Here is a 14,437-nt window from a genome sequence, read left to right on the forward strand (position 1 = left end):
TCTACCATTCTAAATTATCAATGGACATTGGCTGTGGATTTTCTTTGATACTGCGCACTTTTGCATTGTTAATTTCAATTACCCGATCAGCAATTGGTGTGATTGCTGTATTATGTGTAATGACGATTACGGTCGTTCCGGTTTTTTCACAGGTTTCTTGTAATAACTTTAAGACTGATTTCCCTGTATCATAATCAAGTGCTCCTGTTGGTTCATCGCATAAGAGTAACTTCGGTGCTTTCGCTAATGCGCGGGCGATGGCAACGCGTTGTTGTTCCCCTCCTGATAACTGGGCTGGAAAATTATCTAATCGATGACTTAATCCAACTTGTGTTAAAACGGTTTCCGCGTCTAGTGCGTTAGGAGCGATTTGTGCAGCTAACTCGACATTTTCTTTCGCGGTTAAATTAGGGACTAAATTGTAAAATTGGAAAACAAAGCCGACATCTGTGCGACGATATTTCGTTAATTGTTTTGCATTATATTGAGCAATATCTTGCCCGTCTACCATGATTTTCCCTTCACTCGAACTATCCATCCCGCCTAATATGTTTAATACGGTGGATTTACCAGCTCCAGAAGGTCCAACGATAACAACAAATTCACCTTTATTTATCCCAAAATTGATTTTGTCATTAGCTGTAACAACATTTTCTCCCATTTGATAAAATTTAGAGACATCTTTCATTTCTACGTAGGTCATTTTTCTCGTCCTTTTTTCTCTGTCATATGACATTAGTATACCATGTGTTATTTAAGTTGGTGAAGTACTAAAAGAGGAAAGTAGCATAAAAAAACTAACTGGAACGGCTCCAGTTAGTTTTTCCATTTAGCGGATAACTGCATTTAGTTTTGTTTGTAATGCTTCCACTACTTTGTTTGTTGCCTTTTGGACGTCTTCTTCGACTAATGTTCTTTCGGCGTCTAGGAATGTTAATGTATATGCGAGTGATTTTTTATTTTCGCCAAGGCTTTCTCCTTCGAAAATATCAAATAGCTCGATGTTGACTAGTAAGTTTCCGCCGTGCTCTTTGATTACTTGAGAAATCGCAGCGTGGTCAGTATCTTTGTCGACAAGTAAAGCTAAGTCGCGCGTCATTTCTGGGTAGCGTGGAATTGGATGATAAACAACTTTTTCTTTTGTTGCATCAAGTAAAGCCGCTACATTGATTTCAAATACATAGGTTTCTTTTAAATCATAGTTTGCTTCTACTGCTGGATGAAGCGCGCCAAGATAACCGATTTCTTGTCCTTCTAAAACGATGCTTGCTGTTCTTCCTGGGTGTAATTCTTCTTTTTCTGTTTGCTGCCAGTGCAGTTCAGCTTTAATTCCTAATTTGTTCACTAAACCTTCGACAATTCCTTTTAAAACGAAGAAGTCTACTGGTTTTGGTGTTTTTTGCCAATCTGCAACATGCCAGTTCCCAGTGATTAGGCCAGCTAAATGCTCTTGTTCGATTGGTAAATTGTCGCCTTCTGTTGCGTAAAACACGGTTCCCATTTCGTAAAGTGCTACGTCCATATTTTTACGAGCGATATTATAACTTGCGCTACGAATTAATTGTGGGACGATACTTGTTCTTAAATGGCTATGTTCTTCGCTCATCGGCATTGATAGCGCCACTGTTTTTTCATCAGATAATGCTAAACGAGTCGCATCTTTTTTGGAAGTTAAGGAATACGTTAACGCTTGGTTAAGTCCAGCTCCTTCTAAATAAGCGCGCATCACACGACGGGCTTTTTGGCTGTCTGATAAGCCACCTGTTGTGCTTGTTGCTGGAAGAGTTACTGGAATTTCATCGTAACCGTAAATACGTGCTACTTCTTCTAAAATATCCGCTTCAATCGTAATATCCCAACGTCTTGTAGGTACTTCGATAATTAATGTGTCGTCTTTTACTTCTAACACAAATCCTAAACGAGCAAAAATAGTTTCGATTTCTGCAAGTGTAATTGCTGTTCCTAAAATACGGTTAATGCGTGTTAAGCTTGTTTCGATTTTATTTACTGCTTTTTCACGGTTATCTACTTCTACTACACCGCCAACAAGCGTTCCACCACTAAGTTCAGCGATAAGTGCTCCGCCGTGCGCAAGTGCTTTTTCTACTTTCCATGCATCAGAGCCTTTATCGTAACGAATACTTGCTTCGGTACGTAGGTATAATTCGCGTGATGCTTTACCGATAGAGGAACTACTGAAGATTGCTCCTTCTAGCGCTACAGTTGTTGTGCTCTCGGTTACTTCGGAAAATTCGCCGCCCATAACACCAGCAATAGCAATTGGTTCTGTTCCGTTCGTAATAACTGTATGGCCCGCTTGTAATGCTCTTTTCTCGCCATCAAGTGTCGTAATTTCTTCTTGCTCTTTTGCAGAACGTACGACAATTTTTTTGCTGCCGATTTTATCATAGTCAAATGAGTGCAAAGGTTGGCCGTATAATAAGTTGATGTAGTTGGTTACATCTACAACGTTATTATGTGGACGGATACCCGCTTTCATTAGTTTTGTTTGTAGCCATAGTGGGGATTCTTTGATTTCGATGTTTTCGATCATTTTAATCGCATAGTAAGGTGTGTCAGCTGGATTTTCTACTTCTACAGAAATAAATGCATCAGCTTTCCCTTTTTCGGATACGTCGGGCTGAGTTGGTTGGGCTGGTTTTTGATGGATAATCGCGCCAACCTCGTGAGCTACGCCGTTCATGCTTAATGCGTCGGCACGGTTTGGAGTGATTGCCATATCAAGGATAGCATCATCTAAGCCAAGTAACGTGATTGCACTTACACCCACTTCAACATGTTCTGGTAATACGTAAATGCCATCTGCGTATGCTTTTGGCACGACTTTACTTTCAAAGCCAAGTTCTGCAAGTGAACAAATCATGCCTTCTGATACTTCGCCGCGTAATTTAGCACGTTTAATTTTAAGTCCGCCTGGAAGTCTTGCACCAACTTTGGCAACGATGACTTTTTGACCAGCGGCAACATTTGGAGCTCCGCAGATAATTTGAACTGGTTCTGCTTCATCTGTTTGAACGAGACATTTATTTAATTTTTCTGCATCGGGGTGGCGTTCGCATGATAATACTTCGCCAACCACAACATTTTTCAAACTAGCGCTTAATTCTTCTACGCCTTCGATTTCAATACCTGTTCTTGTAATCGCTTCTCCTAGCTCTTCCGCCGTTAACGGGAAGTCTTGGAAAAATTCTTTGACCCAATTATATGAAACTAACATTAGATTTCCCCCGTTTCTGTACTTTGGAATTGCTTCGTAAAGCGTAAATCATTTGTGTAAAGGTGGCGAATATCATCCACCGCATATTTCAACATTGCAACACGTTCAGGTCCTAAGCCGAAAGCAAAGCCGCTGTAACGCGTGGAATCAATCCCAGACATTTCAAGGACGTTTGGATGTACCATTCCGCTTCCTAAAATTTCAATCCAACCAGTTCCTTTACAAACGCGGCAACCTTTACCGCCACATTTGAAACAAGAGATATCCATTTCAACGGATGGTTCTGTGAACGGGAAGAATGATGGACGAAGACGAATTTCACGTTCTTCACCAAACATTGTTTTTGCAAGGACTGTTAGCGTTCCTTTTAAATCAGCAAAAGTGATATTTTCGCCAACTACAAGCCCTTCGATTTGTGTGAATTGGTGCGAGTGAGTCGCGTCATCATTATCGCGGCGGTACACTTTCCCTGGGCAAATAACTTTGATTGGCCCTTTAGAGAAGTCATGTTTCTCCATTGTTCTTGCTTGTACTGGAGAAGTTTGGGTACGTAGTAAAGTATTTTCTGTAATATAGAAGCTATCTTGCATATCGCGCGCTGGATGATCTTTTGGTAAATTTAGCGCCTCGAAGTTGTAGTAATCTAGTTCTACTTCTGGACCTTCTGCGATTTCATAGCCCATACCAATGAACATATCTTCCATTTCTTCAATAACTTGTGTTAGCAAATGTTTGGTTCCGATGCTCGGCGCAGTTCCTGGTAACGTAACGTCAATAGTTTCTGCTTTTAGTTTTTCATTGATTGCGGCTGTTTCGAGAATTTGTTGCTTGCTGGAAATAGCTTCTGTTAAAGCTGTACGTACTTCATTAGCAAGCGAACCCATTTTTGGTCTTTCTTCTGCAGAAAGTTTCCCCATTTGTTTCATGATTTCGGTCATCGGGCCTTTTTTACCAAGGTATTTTACCCGTAAGTCGTTTAAAGTTTTTAAGTCTGCTGCTTCGTTGATTTGTGTTTCTGCTTCACTTTTCAGCGTCTGTAACTGTTCTAACATACCGTTCACTCCTTCTTTTTAGACAAAATAAAAAAGCTCTATCCACAAAGGGACGAGACTTCTCGCGGTACCACCCTAATAAGAACAAAAAATTTGTTCCCACTCAAAATTCGATAACGGCTTAGTAACCGGACCACCTTCACACTAATTGTGCTTCCCGGCGGCGACTCCAGAGGTGAAATGTTCACAAATTCGTTTGTAAAGTGGCTTTCAGTCTTTGACCACTTCTCCCTACACAGACTCAGGTTGCTACTTGGCTCTTTCATTGTCTTTACTTATTTAGATAGTTTCTATTATAGTATGGTTCTACGAAAGATTCAAGCTAAAAAATAATCTCCCCAAATTTAACAGGAGAGATTATTTCTTTTTAATTAGGTACTTCCACCCATTTATCCGCCCAACACTGGACTTCGAGCATTACTTCTTGGAGTGCTTTGCCTTTTTCGGTTAGTTCATATTCAATGCGTACAGGAGTTTCTGGATAAACTTGTCTCAAGCAAATATCCATTTCCTCAAGTTCCTTCAAACGTTCTGCAAGCACCCGATCACTCATTTGTGGGATCTCAGCGGCAACTTGTTTAAACCTTTTTGGACCAGTCAGTAAGACATTGATGATAAGTCCAGTCCAGCGTTTACCTAGTAATTGGAACGCCGATTCAAACTTCGGACATACTGTATGTGCATCAGTCATAATTCTCACCTCTAACGTTATTGTACCATATCTATCATCAGAAAGTAACTAATAAATGTTATGTTGCTTATATTAAGTAAGCGATATATCAATTGACCAAAGTATCCTTCTGGGCTTACACTATAACTAAGATAGATTTATGAAGGAGGCGGCTATCATGCCATCCATTCGATACATTGTTAAAACAGATGTTTCTGAAACCTTCGAAATAATCAAAGCCGGGCAAGTAGGATCGAATATCGTTTTTTCTGAGATTAGAACGTTTGATTTCGGCGAACTTGCGACTCTTGCTTGCGAAAAATTTTATTTGCGCTCCTCTAACCGGGCGGCGTTATTCGTCAACATTAATAATTTCCATGGCGAAACAGAAGTAACGATTATCTCGACAGGTAGTTCGAGCGGCTTCTTTACTGGCATTGACTGGGGTGCAGCGTTTGATTACATGCATAGCGTTGTAGCTGATTTAAAACGTGTGGCGATTCGTGAAGTAGAAATGGAAAAACAGGAAGAAATTTAAAAAAGTGGTGACTAGGCCTGAATAACCTTAGTCACCACTTTTTATTATTTTCTTAAACCGTACAGTAAAATTCCTGCTGCAACAGCTACATTTAAAGACTCGCTGTCGCCGTAAATAGGAATGTATACTTTTTCGGAAAGACGATCTTGCAATTCAGGCGAAATACCGTTTCCTTCATTTCCGACCATTAAAGCTAATGTTTCGCGTTTTGGCATGTCGTTTAATGACTTCGCTTGGTCATCTAAAACTGCGCCGATTACCGGCACGCCCTCTTCTTCTAAATTCGCAATCCAATCAAATAAATCTGCTTGAATAACGGGAATATGAAAATGGCTACCTTGTGTGCTACGAATTACTTTTGGATTATATAAGTCTGCACTACCTCGACCGAGCACGACACAATCATAACCAGCAGCATCAGCCGTACGAATTAACGTCCCAACATTCCCTGGGTCTTGTACTGCGTCTACAAGTAATAATTTCTTACCATATAAAAGCATCATATCAGGTTCAGATGTCGCAACGACCGCAAAGACGCCTTGCTCTGTCATCGTTTCGCTAATTAAGTGGCTGATTTCTGCGCTAATTTCAAACACATCATAATCGCCTTTTAACCACTCTTCTGGAACAGAAACACCACTTGAAACAAGCAGCTCCAGTACTAAACCATCTTGACGTAATGCTTCTTCGACTAAATGAAAGCCTTCCACCAAATAAGTTCCAGTTTTATCGCGGCCTTTTCTCGTTTGCAATTTTTTCCATGTTTTGACACGGTCGTTTTTTACTGATTGAATCTGTTCCATTAAAGTTGTCCTCTTTTCTCGAAACTCAACCTAAGCGAATTTCTGTTACTTTTTCTTTATCTAAACGTTTTACTACTTCGGTAATTAGTTTCACTGCATTTTCAAAATCATCACGGTGTAGCATCGAGGAATGAGAATGAATGTAGCGTGTTGCAATGGTAATTGATAGTGACGGGATTCCGTTTCCTGTTAAATGAATCGAACCAGAATCTGTTCCGCCCATTGGAATTGCTTCAAATTGGTAAGGAATGGATAATTCGTCCGCTACGTCTGTGACAAAATCACGAAGACCAGCGTGTGCTACCATTGATGCGTCATAAATAACGATTTGTGGACCTTCGCCCATTTTGCTCATCGCTTCTTTGTCTGTTACGCCCGGAGTATCTCCCGCGATGCCGACATCAACGGCAAAACCGATATCGGGTTGTACGAAATGTGCGGCTGTTTTCGCGCCACGTAAACCGACTTCTTCTTGAACCGTCCCAACACCGTAAACGATATTTGGATGTTGTTCTTTTTGTAAGTTTTTAAGTACTTCAATGGCAATTGCAAGGCCAATACGGTTATCCCATGCTTTCGCCAGCAAGAATTTCTCGTTTTTCATTACAGTAAAATCAAAAGCGGGAACGATCATGTCGCCAGGACGGATGCCGTAGCTTTCCACTTCTGCTTTATCTACTGCGCCAACATCGATAAACATATCTTTAATATCAAATGATTTTTGGCGTTCAGCTGCTGACATCACATGTGGTGGTTTAGAACCGATAACTCCGGTGATTTCTTCGCCGGAACGCGTCACGATGGTTACTTTTTGTGCGAGCATTACTTGGGAAACCCAGCCGCCCACTGTTTGAAATTTAATAAAGCCTTTATCATCAATTTGCGTTACCATAAAGCCTACTTCATCTAAATGGCCAGCAATCATAATTTTAGGTCCATCTTCGTTGCCCACTTTTTTCGCCACAGCACTTCCTAAGCCGTCTGTTTCAAAACTATCCGCTAGTGGTTCGATATATTCGCGGAACACGTTTCTTACTGCGCGCTCGTTACCGGGAATACCTTTTGCATCGGTTAGTGCTTTTAACATTTTTAATTGTTCATCCATATTAATAACCCTCCTTATAAACTCCTTTTACATTATAACAGTTTCTTTCTAAAAATCCTTTGAAAACGCAAAAAAAGCCGAGTAATCTATTCAGCTTTTTTGCGCGTTACTTACCATACAATGGATTGGACGTTAAGTAAAGGTAAATTAAAGGCTGTTTTTTCTTTTGTGTCAGCCTTCGCTAATTTGGTTTTGTGTAGTTCGGATGTATCGATATCCATGTTGATGACTAAACGATTATTATCATCGGTTTTTAGTAAGGCATCGACAGTTGGCGAATAATCTTCTAATTGATAGAAGTTTTTAACTGACGTACTTTCAATCCAACCGATTGATTCTCCGTTTTGATGGATTTGGTACCAAGTAATATTAGAGTCGGTTACTTTTACTTCTTGATTAATCGAAACTTGGCGACTAAAATATTTGGACGTACTTGCTACTGGTTTCGCCCCTTTTGTACCACCGGGAGCGGACCAAACAAAGCAATTATCTTTGATAGCTATTTCTCCAGCTGCTTTGATTGCTTTATCAGATACACGTTCACTATAAACGGTATCGTATTTATTTAAATTTGCTTTTTTGATGAGGTCAATTAGTTTTGCTGCATACTCTGGATCAGACGAATAGCCAGTTTTGCCAAGTGCAACAGCGGCTTTTTCAAAATTGTACTCTTTGATTAGCCCACCGTATAATTTCGGATTCCAAGATGGTCCTTTGACAAATAAAAGTGCGTGGTCATTCATGGATTCATACCAGCCTGGGTACGCACGGAAAACAGCGTCCGTTCCAACCCAAACAACACCATTGTGTTCTCTAGTTGGTAATTTAATCGATGCTCCATTATAAGAGCCTTTAATTCCGAATAAATTGTTACCGTCTTTTGCTAGTTTACTCTCGCCCCAATTAGATTCTAAAATTGCTTGCGAAATAGTAATACTTGCTAAAATACCATGTTCTCTTTGCACTTTTTGAGCATGCGGCGCAATCTCATTAATAAACTTCTCTTGCTTGGAAGTCAGGCCGTCCTCTAGACCAGCAGCTTGGGAGTGGATTGGTAAGGCGCATAATGTAATTGTAATTCCTAGACCAATTGTCACCAAATGCTTCTTTGCGAGTTGTAACATAATGATTTATTGCACATCCTTCTTTGAATTATCGTTCCAGCTTTTGAAAAACTGGAAACAGGTGTTCTTTAAAACAACTATTTCATTCTATCAAACCAGCCTTGTAATACACATTACTTTTACATTACTTATGTTACAATCTGGGCTTAGCGCTTTGATAGAGCAATTCTAGAAAGATGAAGCGTATGAAAATAAAAAAGAAAAAGAGCTTGTAAAGGACTTTTTGCCTATAAATAAGACAAGTCATTTTGCTCTTTTTCGGTCATTTTCTATTTTTTTTCGATTAATTCTTGTTTTACCCATCCAAGTGGCTCGGTATCTACGGAAATTTGGTACCAAACGCCGCTATCGGTCTTAGCTTCGCGTAAAAGTTTCAAATCTTCTCGTTTATAGTAGTTAATTTCCTCTACTTTTAACGCTCCAGCTAGTCCATATGGCTTGGTCCAAACCGCGCCAGATACATCTTTTTTCACGTTACCATAGCCGGTTGATTTGGTATCGTAGTAAATCTTGTCTTCAATTCGATCGTACAATGCTAGGTCGTATCTTTCAATAATATTGATTAATTTCTCCGCATAATCTGGGTCTGTTGCGTAGCCAGCTGATTGTAATTCTTGTGCGGCTTTTTTATAATCGTCTGCTGCAACGACTCCATTGTACTTATCTTTATTCCAAGAAGTACCTTTCAGAAAAAGTTCTGCATGGGAATCGAGTGACTCGTTCCAGTCTTTATATTTGCGGAAATTAGCATTGATTTCAATCCAGTTTCCGTCTACAAATTCTTTCGTCGTCATCGTGACCATTGGTTGCGGGGCTTTCCCTTTGACACCAAATAAATTGTTGCCTTTTTGGGCTAAACCGCTTTGGCCCCAGTCGGATTCTAAAATTGCTTGGGCAAGTGTGATACTTGTTAAAATTCCATGTTTGGCTTGAATTTCTTGCGCACGGGGCGAAAGTTCATTTAGGAAATTTTGCTGTTTGGAATGATATGCTGGGTCCGGTTCTGGTGCAGTCATAATTAAATATTGCTGCCTGACAACGGATGCAATGACTCCTACTAAAATAACTAGAAGTAAAATTCCTGCTATTCCAATTAGTCTTTTCTTCTTCTTTTTGGATAATTTTCTATATTTCAGCTGTCGTCACGCCTTTCTGTCTACGAATCCTTTGATGGTACTAGAATACGTTACTTTTACGACAATTGCAATCCATCTGGAGGTCTATTTTGCTGAATTTAAGAAATCTTTACTATTTATATGATTTGGTTAAATTATTGGTAAATAGCTATTACTCGCTCAAATGATATGTAGGTTTCTTCAATTTGTAACATTTGCCATCATTTAGTCATATAAAATTGGTGTAGTTTTCTGAAAATAGCTTTTGTAAGATTAAAAAACCGTTTTTCTTCTATATATAGTAGTGAATTCTGTCAAAAAGAATTATTTTGTGTTGCTTTCATTTGCAATAACCTTTTTTGAATAACTTGGATATTGGTGTTTTCTTTGATGATTAGCCATTTTTCGGGGTTTTGCGCGATTTGTTCGGTAATTAATGGTTTTGTTCGTTTTTCAAATAGTTCATCCCAGTAAAACATTTTCTTGAGCATGGTTAAACGGATGGGATAGTGTGCGGCTTCTAGTCGTAGTAATTGTTTGATTTGACGTTTGATGAGTTGGGAGCGGATTTGCTTTTTAGGTAAATCAAGGAAAATAATCGCATCTGCTTGGGTAATGCTTTCGGTCGCCCAATCTTCGAGGTGGACGCCTTCGATAATCCAATTTTCATTTTGCAGGATGGTGGTTAATAGGGCTGCTTTTTCGGAATCTGTTCGTCTTACTTCGGTTTCTTCTCGTTTCCAGACGATGCGGTCCGTTTCAAAATAGTCGATTTGCTGCCATTCGGAAAGTTTTTTAGCTAATGTCGTTTTGCCGCTTCCGACTGATCCGATAATACGAATTTTCATAAAAAAACCTCGCTTTGAATTAAATACTATCTTTTTGCCCCGCTTTTATTTTATAATTATCTCATTGTGATAAAAGGGAGGGAAATTTTTGATTATATTATTTATTGTATCAGGTTTGTTAGCTGGGATGGTATTACCAGTTCAAACGGCCATCAATACACGACTTAGTACATATACGAAATCCCCGTTTTTAGCTTCGTGGGTTTCTTTTATGGTAGGGACGACTGTTTTACTTATTGTTTGCTTATTTACACAAAAATCATGGCCAATATCATCAGAAATGATTGCCTCGAATCCTTGGTATATCTGGGTTGGCGGTGGAACACTAGGCGTTATTTTCTTAACAGCTAATATTTTACTTTTGCCGCGACTTGGTTCTGCTCTGCTCGTTATGATTACGGTTTGTGGACAAATGATTATGGCTATTGTAATTGATAACTTTGGTTTATTTCAAGTGCCAATGCATGAAATTAATATCGAACGTTTACTTGGCGTTATATTAATGTTCGGTGGCATTTACTTGATGCAACGATTTTAAAAGGAGGAGAAAACATGACAAAAAGATCATCCAAATCATTATTACTGTTTATGGCAATGGGACTTGTTTCTGGACTACTTTCCCCGATTCAAACGTCGATTAATAGCCAACTTAGGCTAACTGTTGGTTCTCCTTTTGTGGCATCATTTATTTCCTTTTTAGTTGGGACGACTTTGCTCACACTGGTTTGTTTAATCGTGGAGCGTCGTTTGACTTTTCAGCTAAAAGGTGTTGGCCGAATTCCTTGGTGGGTTTTCACTGGCGGTGCGCTTGGAGTATTATTTGTAACTTCGAACATTTTACTTTTACCATTACTTGGCTCGGCAATGACAGTTGTTTTAGCACTTTGTGGACAAATGATTATTGCACTTATTATTGATCATTTTGGCTTTTTCGGGGTTATTCCTCATCCGATTAACCGTTACCGAATGATTGGTGTGTTGTTAATGCTCGTTGGCGTATTTTTAATTCAACGCTTTTAAAAAGGAAAACCTCTCCGGATTTAGGTCTGGAGAGGTTTTTTGTTATTTCTTTTTATTGCGGAAAACGAGCTCCGAATTTTTGTAAAAAATATCTGTTTCGCCAGCGCGGTAATTGACTACTCTGGCAACAGCGAAAAAGTAATCGGATAAGCGATTGACATATTTTAACACTTCTTCGTTGCTGGAAGCGATTTTTAGCATGCCAACGATTTCACGTTCGGCTCTTCTTGTTACGGTTCTGGCCATGTGTAGTAACGAGGCAGCTTGTGTTCCGCCTGGTAAGATGAATTTTTCGATTTCTGGTGGTTCATCAGCGTAGATATCAATTCTGTCTTCTAGCCAAGCAACCGGTTCGCTCGTTAGTTTATACGCGCGCTTTCCTTCTTCGGTTGCAAGATCTCCTCCTGCATCAAATAATTGTTGTTGAATTTGCTCCAGTTCGGCTTGAATTTCTGGTTCAGTTCCAAGGGTTGTAATCGTGTAGCCAACGAGTGAATTAAGTTCATCCAAAGTACCGTAAGCATCGATACGGATATTATCTTTGCTTACTTTGCTCCCCCCAATAATTCTTGTCATTCCTTTATCGCCGGTTTTTGTGTAGATACGCATATTTTTTCTCCTTTCATGATTTTTTCTAGTTGGTCCATTTGAATATTTGCTTCTAAAAGGGCCGCTAATTTGTCGTATTCTTGTTCTTTATGTTCTTTCAGGTTAATAATTTCATGTGGATAAACGAGTTGGTGTTTGTTTTTCAGCAGCTCATTGAACAGATTTCCTAGGAAAATATCGTTGTCAAAAATACCGTGGATGTATGTGCCAATAATGTGGTTATTTGCGGAAATGGCGCCATCTTGGTGGGTTTCTTGATTGCCGTTCACTGCTTTAATTTCACAAAATGGGTTGGTATTCTCGCCGCGCGTTGTCTGCCCCATATGAATTTCATAACCTTCGACTGGTTCGTCGGAAAGCGTCATGCCGGTAATTTGGGTGGTACGTTTTTGGTCGAGAAAAATGGTTTCGGTGTCTAGCAAACCAAGTCCAGCAATTTCCAGTTGTTTACTTTCCACTTGATTTGGATCGAGCATTTTTTGGCCGAGCATTTGGTAGCCTCCGCAAATCCCAATGACTTTTCCCGCATTTTCAGCATAGTTTTGAATGGCATTTTTAAGGCCGGATTCTTCAAGAAAAGCCATATCTTCTAGTGTATTTTTACTTCCTGGAATAATGACTAAATCTGGGTTTCCAAAATCAGCTATATTTCGTATGTAACGTACACTTATGTCGGGTTGAATTTCTAGAATATGAAAGTCTGTGAAATTAGATATCCGTGGTAAACAGATAATCGCAATATCAAGTAGCGCGGAGCTATCTGGTACGTAATTTTTTCCGCTAAGTGACACACTATCCTCTTCTTCTAGTTGGAGATTGGCATACGGAATCACACCAATAACTGGGACACTCGTCAGTTCTTCAATCATATCAATCCCCGGTTGCAAAAGTGCCACATCTCCGCGGAATTTATTGATGATAACTCCTTTGAGCCGAGCACGTTCTTCTTCTTTTAAGAGCATGATTGTGCCATAAATCGAAGCGAACACGCCACCTTTGTCGATATCAGCAACTAACACGACGGGAGCATCGACCATTTTCGCCATGCCCATATTTACGATATCACGGTCGTTTAAATTGATTTCGGCTGGACTTCCGGCGCCTTCTAGTACAATGATATCATTTTCATCCGCTAAACTCTGGTAAACTGCTTGGATTTTCGGAATAAGTGTTTGTTTGAAATCATGGTACGTCACGGCATCCATATTATCTAAAATCGAGCCCATAAAAATGACTTGCGACTGGCGATCATTGGTTGGTTTAAGTAATACGGGATTCATCCGGACATCTGGAAAAACGCCGGCTGCTTCTGCTTGGAACACTTGCGCGCGGCCCATTTCATCCCCTGTAGCTGTAATAAAAGAATTAAGCGACATATTTTGCGATTTAAACGGGACGACCCGCTTGCCTTTATTTTTAAATAGACGGCATAAGCCCGCGACTAGCACGCTTTTTCCCGCATCGGAGGCCGTGCCTTGTATCATTATTTGCTGTACCATTAATTAGTCACCTTCCCTGTATGCGCGAAAAAATCGGCTTCTTTTTTGAACAGTGGATAGCCTGCTTGTTGGTGCAATTTGATAAGCCAAGGCTGTACTAATCCCGCTTGTTCGATATTACTTTTCTCTAAGAAAACACTGCTCGTTTCCCCGTCTGTAAGAACTGCTCCGTCTTTTAACATATAGACATAGTCGCAAATTTCATAAATCAAATCGATATCATGACTCGAAATAAGAATCTTTTTCCCTTGATTTGCCAAACGTTCGATAATTTCCATCATTATTTTTTTGCCGATGGGATCGAGTCCCGCGGTTGGTTCATCTAGCAACAACCAATCTGTGTCGAGAACAAGGGCGCCGGCAATAGCGACACGTTTTTTTTGGCCATAACTTAAATATTGGACTGGTTTATGTTGAAATTCCGTTGCACCAACAATCTCAAGCACATTCGTCACGCGCGATTCTACTTCACTTTCGCTTACACCTAAATTTCGAAGTGCGAAAGCCACGTCATCACGAACATTCGAATAAAAGATTTGTTGATCCGGATCTTGGAAAACGATGCTCACCTTTTTTCGTAAAGCAAACAGTGCTTTTTTATTGTAAGCAAGTGGTTTTCCGTCAAAATAAACTGTGCCAGAAGTTGGCTTGTTAATGCCTAATAGCTGCATAAAAAGTGTCGATTTTCCGGAGCCATTCGCACCAATAAGGCCGATTATATTGCCTTTTTCTAAATCAATTGAAACATCCGTTAAGGCTTGTTTGCCATCTTCGTATTGGAATGAAATATGTTCTGTTTTAAGCAAATTGGCTTCC

Annotated in this window: 15 protein-coding genes and 1 other annotated feature; of the genes, 3 read left to right on the forward strand and 12 right to left on the reverse strand. The window is 39.8% G+C overall.

Going from position 1 to position 14,437, the window contains the following annotated elements; genetic code table 11:
• Window position 1: 1 nt before the first annotated feature.
• The 4 genes from HCJ55_RS02825 to HCJ55_RS02840 form a co-directional block, all read right to left on the reverse strand.
• Entirely contained in the window at window positions 2-703 is a 702-nt protein-coding gene (locus tag HCJ55_RS02825; RefSeq protein ID WP_008947580.1) for an ABC transporter ATP-binding protein, read from the reverse strand.
• Window positions 704-829: 126 nt separating this feature from the next.
• Window positions 830-3,238, reverse strand: a complete 2,409-nt coding sequence (gene pheT, locus HCJ55_RS02830; protein WP_185516963.1) for a phenylalanine--tRNA ligase subunit beta — start codon at window positions 3,236-3,238, stop codon at window positions 830-832.
• Complete coding sequence (pheS, locus tag HCJ55_RS02835) at window positions 3,238-4,290, reverse strand: phenylalanine--tRNA ligase subunit alpha (protein WP_185516964.1); 1,053 nt, start codon at window positions 4,288-4,290, stop codon at window positions 3,238-3,240. The genes pheT and pheS overlap by 1 nt, the downstream gene beginning before the upstream one ends.
• Before the next feature lie 45 nt (window positions 4,291-4,335).
• Window positions 4,336-4,565: a binding site (T-box leader), on the reverse strand.
• A gap of 92 nt (window positions 4,566-4,657) precedes the next feature.
• Window positions 4,658-4,981: a winged helix-turn-helix transcriptional regulator gene (locus HCJ55_RS02840; protein ID WP_003721618.1), complete on the reverse strand. Its 324-nt coding sequence runs from the start codon at window positions 4,979-4,981 to the stop codon at window positions 4,658-4,660.
• 157 nt (window positions 4,982-5,138) lie between these two features.
• On the opposite strand from HCJ55_RS02840, the gene HCJ55_RS02845 reads away from it, so the two are divergent.
• On the forward strand, window positions 5,139-5,498 hold the full coding sequence (locus tag HCJ55_RS02845) for a DUF6054 family protein (RefSeq protein ID WP_185502641.1): 360 nt from the start codon (window positions 5,139-5,141) through the stop codon (window positions 5,496-5,498).
• 44 nt (window positions 5,499-5,542) lie between these two features.
• On the opposite strand, the gene HCJ55_RS02850 is transcribed toward HCJ55_RS02845, so the two are convergent.
• The 5 genes from HCJ55_RS02850 to HCJ55_RS02870 all read right to left on the reverse strand — a co-directional run bounded on the left by HCJ55_RS02850 (window position 5,543) and on the right by HCJ55_RS02870 (window position 10,493).
• Entirely contained in the window at window positions 5,543-6,301 is a 759-nt protein-coding gene (locus tag HCJ55_RS02850) for a TrmH family RNA methyltransferase (RefSeq protein WP_008947577.1), read from the reverse strand.
• A gap of 25 nt (window positions 6,302-6,326) precedes the next feature.
• A complete protein-coding gene (locus tag HCJ55_RS02855) occupies window positions 6,327-7,406 on the reverse strand; it encodes a M42 family metallopeptidase (protein WP_185502640.1) in 1,080 nt (359 codons plus the stop codon).
• Window positions 7,407-7,516: 110 nt separating this feature from the next.
• Entirely contained in the window at window positions 7,517-8,530 is a 1,014-nt protein-coding gene (locus HCJ55_RS02860) for a glucosaminidase domain-containing protein (protein ID WP_221644107.1), read from the reverse strand.
• Window positions 8,531-8,799: 269 nt separating this feature from the next.
• Complete coding sequence (locus tag HCJ55_RS02865; protein ID WP_185503883.1) at window positions 8,800-9,666, reverse strand: glucosaminidase domain-containing protein; 867 nt, start codon at window positions 9,664-9,666, stop codon at window positions 8,800-8,802.
• A 293-nt stretch (window positions 9,667-9,959) separates the two neighbouring features.
• Window positions 9,960-10,493 carry an AAA family ATPase gene (locus HCJ55_RS02870; protein ID WP_185506357.1) on the reverse strand — a complete coding sequence of 178 codons (534 nt, stop codon included), beginning with the start codon at window positions 10,491-10,493 and terminating at the stop codon, window positions 9,960-9,962.
• 88 nt (window positions 10,494-10,581) lie between these two features.
• Here HCJ55_RS02870 and HCJ55_RS02875 point away from each other — a divergent pair, with 88 nt between their 5' ends.
• Together HCJ55_RS02875 and HCJ55_RS02880 are read left to right on the forward strand one after the other, a co-directional pair.
• Window positions 10,582-11,031, forward strand: coding sequence for a DMT family transporter (locus HCJ55_RS02875; RefSeq protein WP_003761842.1), 450 nt, complete (start codon window positions 10,582-10,584; stop codon window positions 11,029-11,031).
• Between the two features lie 14 nt (window positions 11,032-11,045).
• Window positions 11,046-11,513: a DMT family transporter gene (locus HCJ55_RS02880; protein WP_003721608.1), complete on the forward strand. Its 468-nt coding sequence runs from the start codon at window positions 11,046-11,048 to the stop codon at window positions 11,511-11,513.
• 42 nt (window positions 11,514-11,555) lie between these two features.
• On the opposite strand, the gene HCJ55_RS02885 is transcribed toward HCJ55_RS02880, so the two are convergent.
• The 3 genes from HCJ55_RS02885 to HCJ55_RS02895 are packed head-to-tail and all read right to left on the reverse strand — an operon-like array spanning window position 11,556 to window position 14,427.
• On the reverse strand, window positions 11,556-12,122 hold the full coding sequence (locus tag HCJ55_RS02885) for a cob(I)yrinic acid a,c-diamide adenosyltransferase (protein ID WP_185516967.1): 567 nt from the start codon (window positions 12,120-12,122) through the stop codon (window positions 11,556-11,558).
• A complete protein-coding gene (locus HCJ55_RS02890) occupies window positions 12,086-13,621 on the reverse strand; it encodes a cobyric acid synthase (protein WP_185516968.1) in 1,536 nt (511 codons plus the stop codon). Before HCJ55_RS02890 ends, HCJ55_RS02885 begins: the two co-directional genes overlap by 37 nt.
• A complete protein-coding gene (locus HCJ55_RS02895; protein ID WP_185502637.1) occupies window positions 13,621-14,427 on the reverse strand; it encodes an energy-coupling factor ABC transporter ATP-binding protein, CbiO family in 807 nt (268 codons plus the stop codon). Before HCJ55_RS02895 ends, HCJ55_RS02890 begins: the two co-directional genes overlap by 1 nt.
• Window positions 14,428-14,437 lie beyond the last annotated feature (10 nt).

Source organism: Listeria marthii (assembly GCF_014227425.1).
GTDB classification, from domain to species: Bacteria; Bacillota; Bacilli; order Lactobacillales; family Listeriaceae; genus Listeria; species Listeria marthii.

Coding starts and splice junctions, on each gene's coding strand:
- HCJ55_RS02860 (WP_221644107.1), bottom strand. CDS start 8,530: ATGTTACAACTCGCAAAGAAGCATTTGGTGACAATTGGTCTAGGAATT.
- HCJ55_RS02880 (WP_003721608.1), top strand. CDS start 11,046: ATGACAAAAAGATCATCCAAATCATTATTACTGTTTATGGCAATGGGA.
- pheS (WP_185516964.1), bottom strand. CDS start 4,290: ATGTTAGAACAGTTACAGACGCTGAAAAGTGAAGCAGAAACACAAATC.
- HCJ55_RS02825 (WP_008947580.1), bottom strand. CDS start 703: ATGACCTACGTAGAAATGAAAGATGTCTCTAAATTTTATCAAATGGGA.
- HCJ55_RS02855 (WP_185502640.1), bottom strand. CDS start 7,406: ATGGATGAACAATTAAAAATGTTAAAAGCACTAACCGATGCAAAAGGT.
- pheT (WP_185516963.1), bottom strand. CDS start 3,238: ATGTTAGTTTCATATAATTGGGTCAAAGAATTTTTCCAAGACTTCCCG.
- HCJ55_RS02840 (WP_003721618.1), bottom strand. CDS start 4,981: ATGACTGATGCACATACAGTATGTCCGAAGTTTGAATCGGCGTTCCAA.
- HCJ55_RS02890 (WP_185516968.1), bottom strand. CDS start 13,621: ATGGTACAGCAAATAATGATACAAGGCACGGCCTCCGATGCGGGAAAA.
- HCJ55_RS02850 (WP_008947577.1), bottom strand. CDS start 6,301: ATGGAACAGATTCAATCAGTAAAAAACGACCGTGTCAAAACATGGAAA.
- HCJ55_RS02845 (WP_185502641.1), top strand. CDS start 5,139: ATGCCATCCATTCGATACATTGTTAAAACAGATGTTTCTGAAACCTTC.
- HCJ55_RS02885 (WP_185516967.1), bottom strand. CDS start 12,122: ATGCGTATCTACACAAAAACCGGCGATAAAGGAATGACAAGAATTATT.
- HCJ55_RS02870 (WP_185506357.1), bottom strand. CDS start 10,493: ATGAAAATTCGTATTATCGGATCAGTCGGAAGCGGCAAAACGACATTA.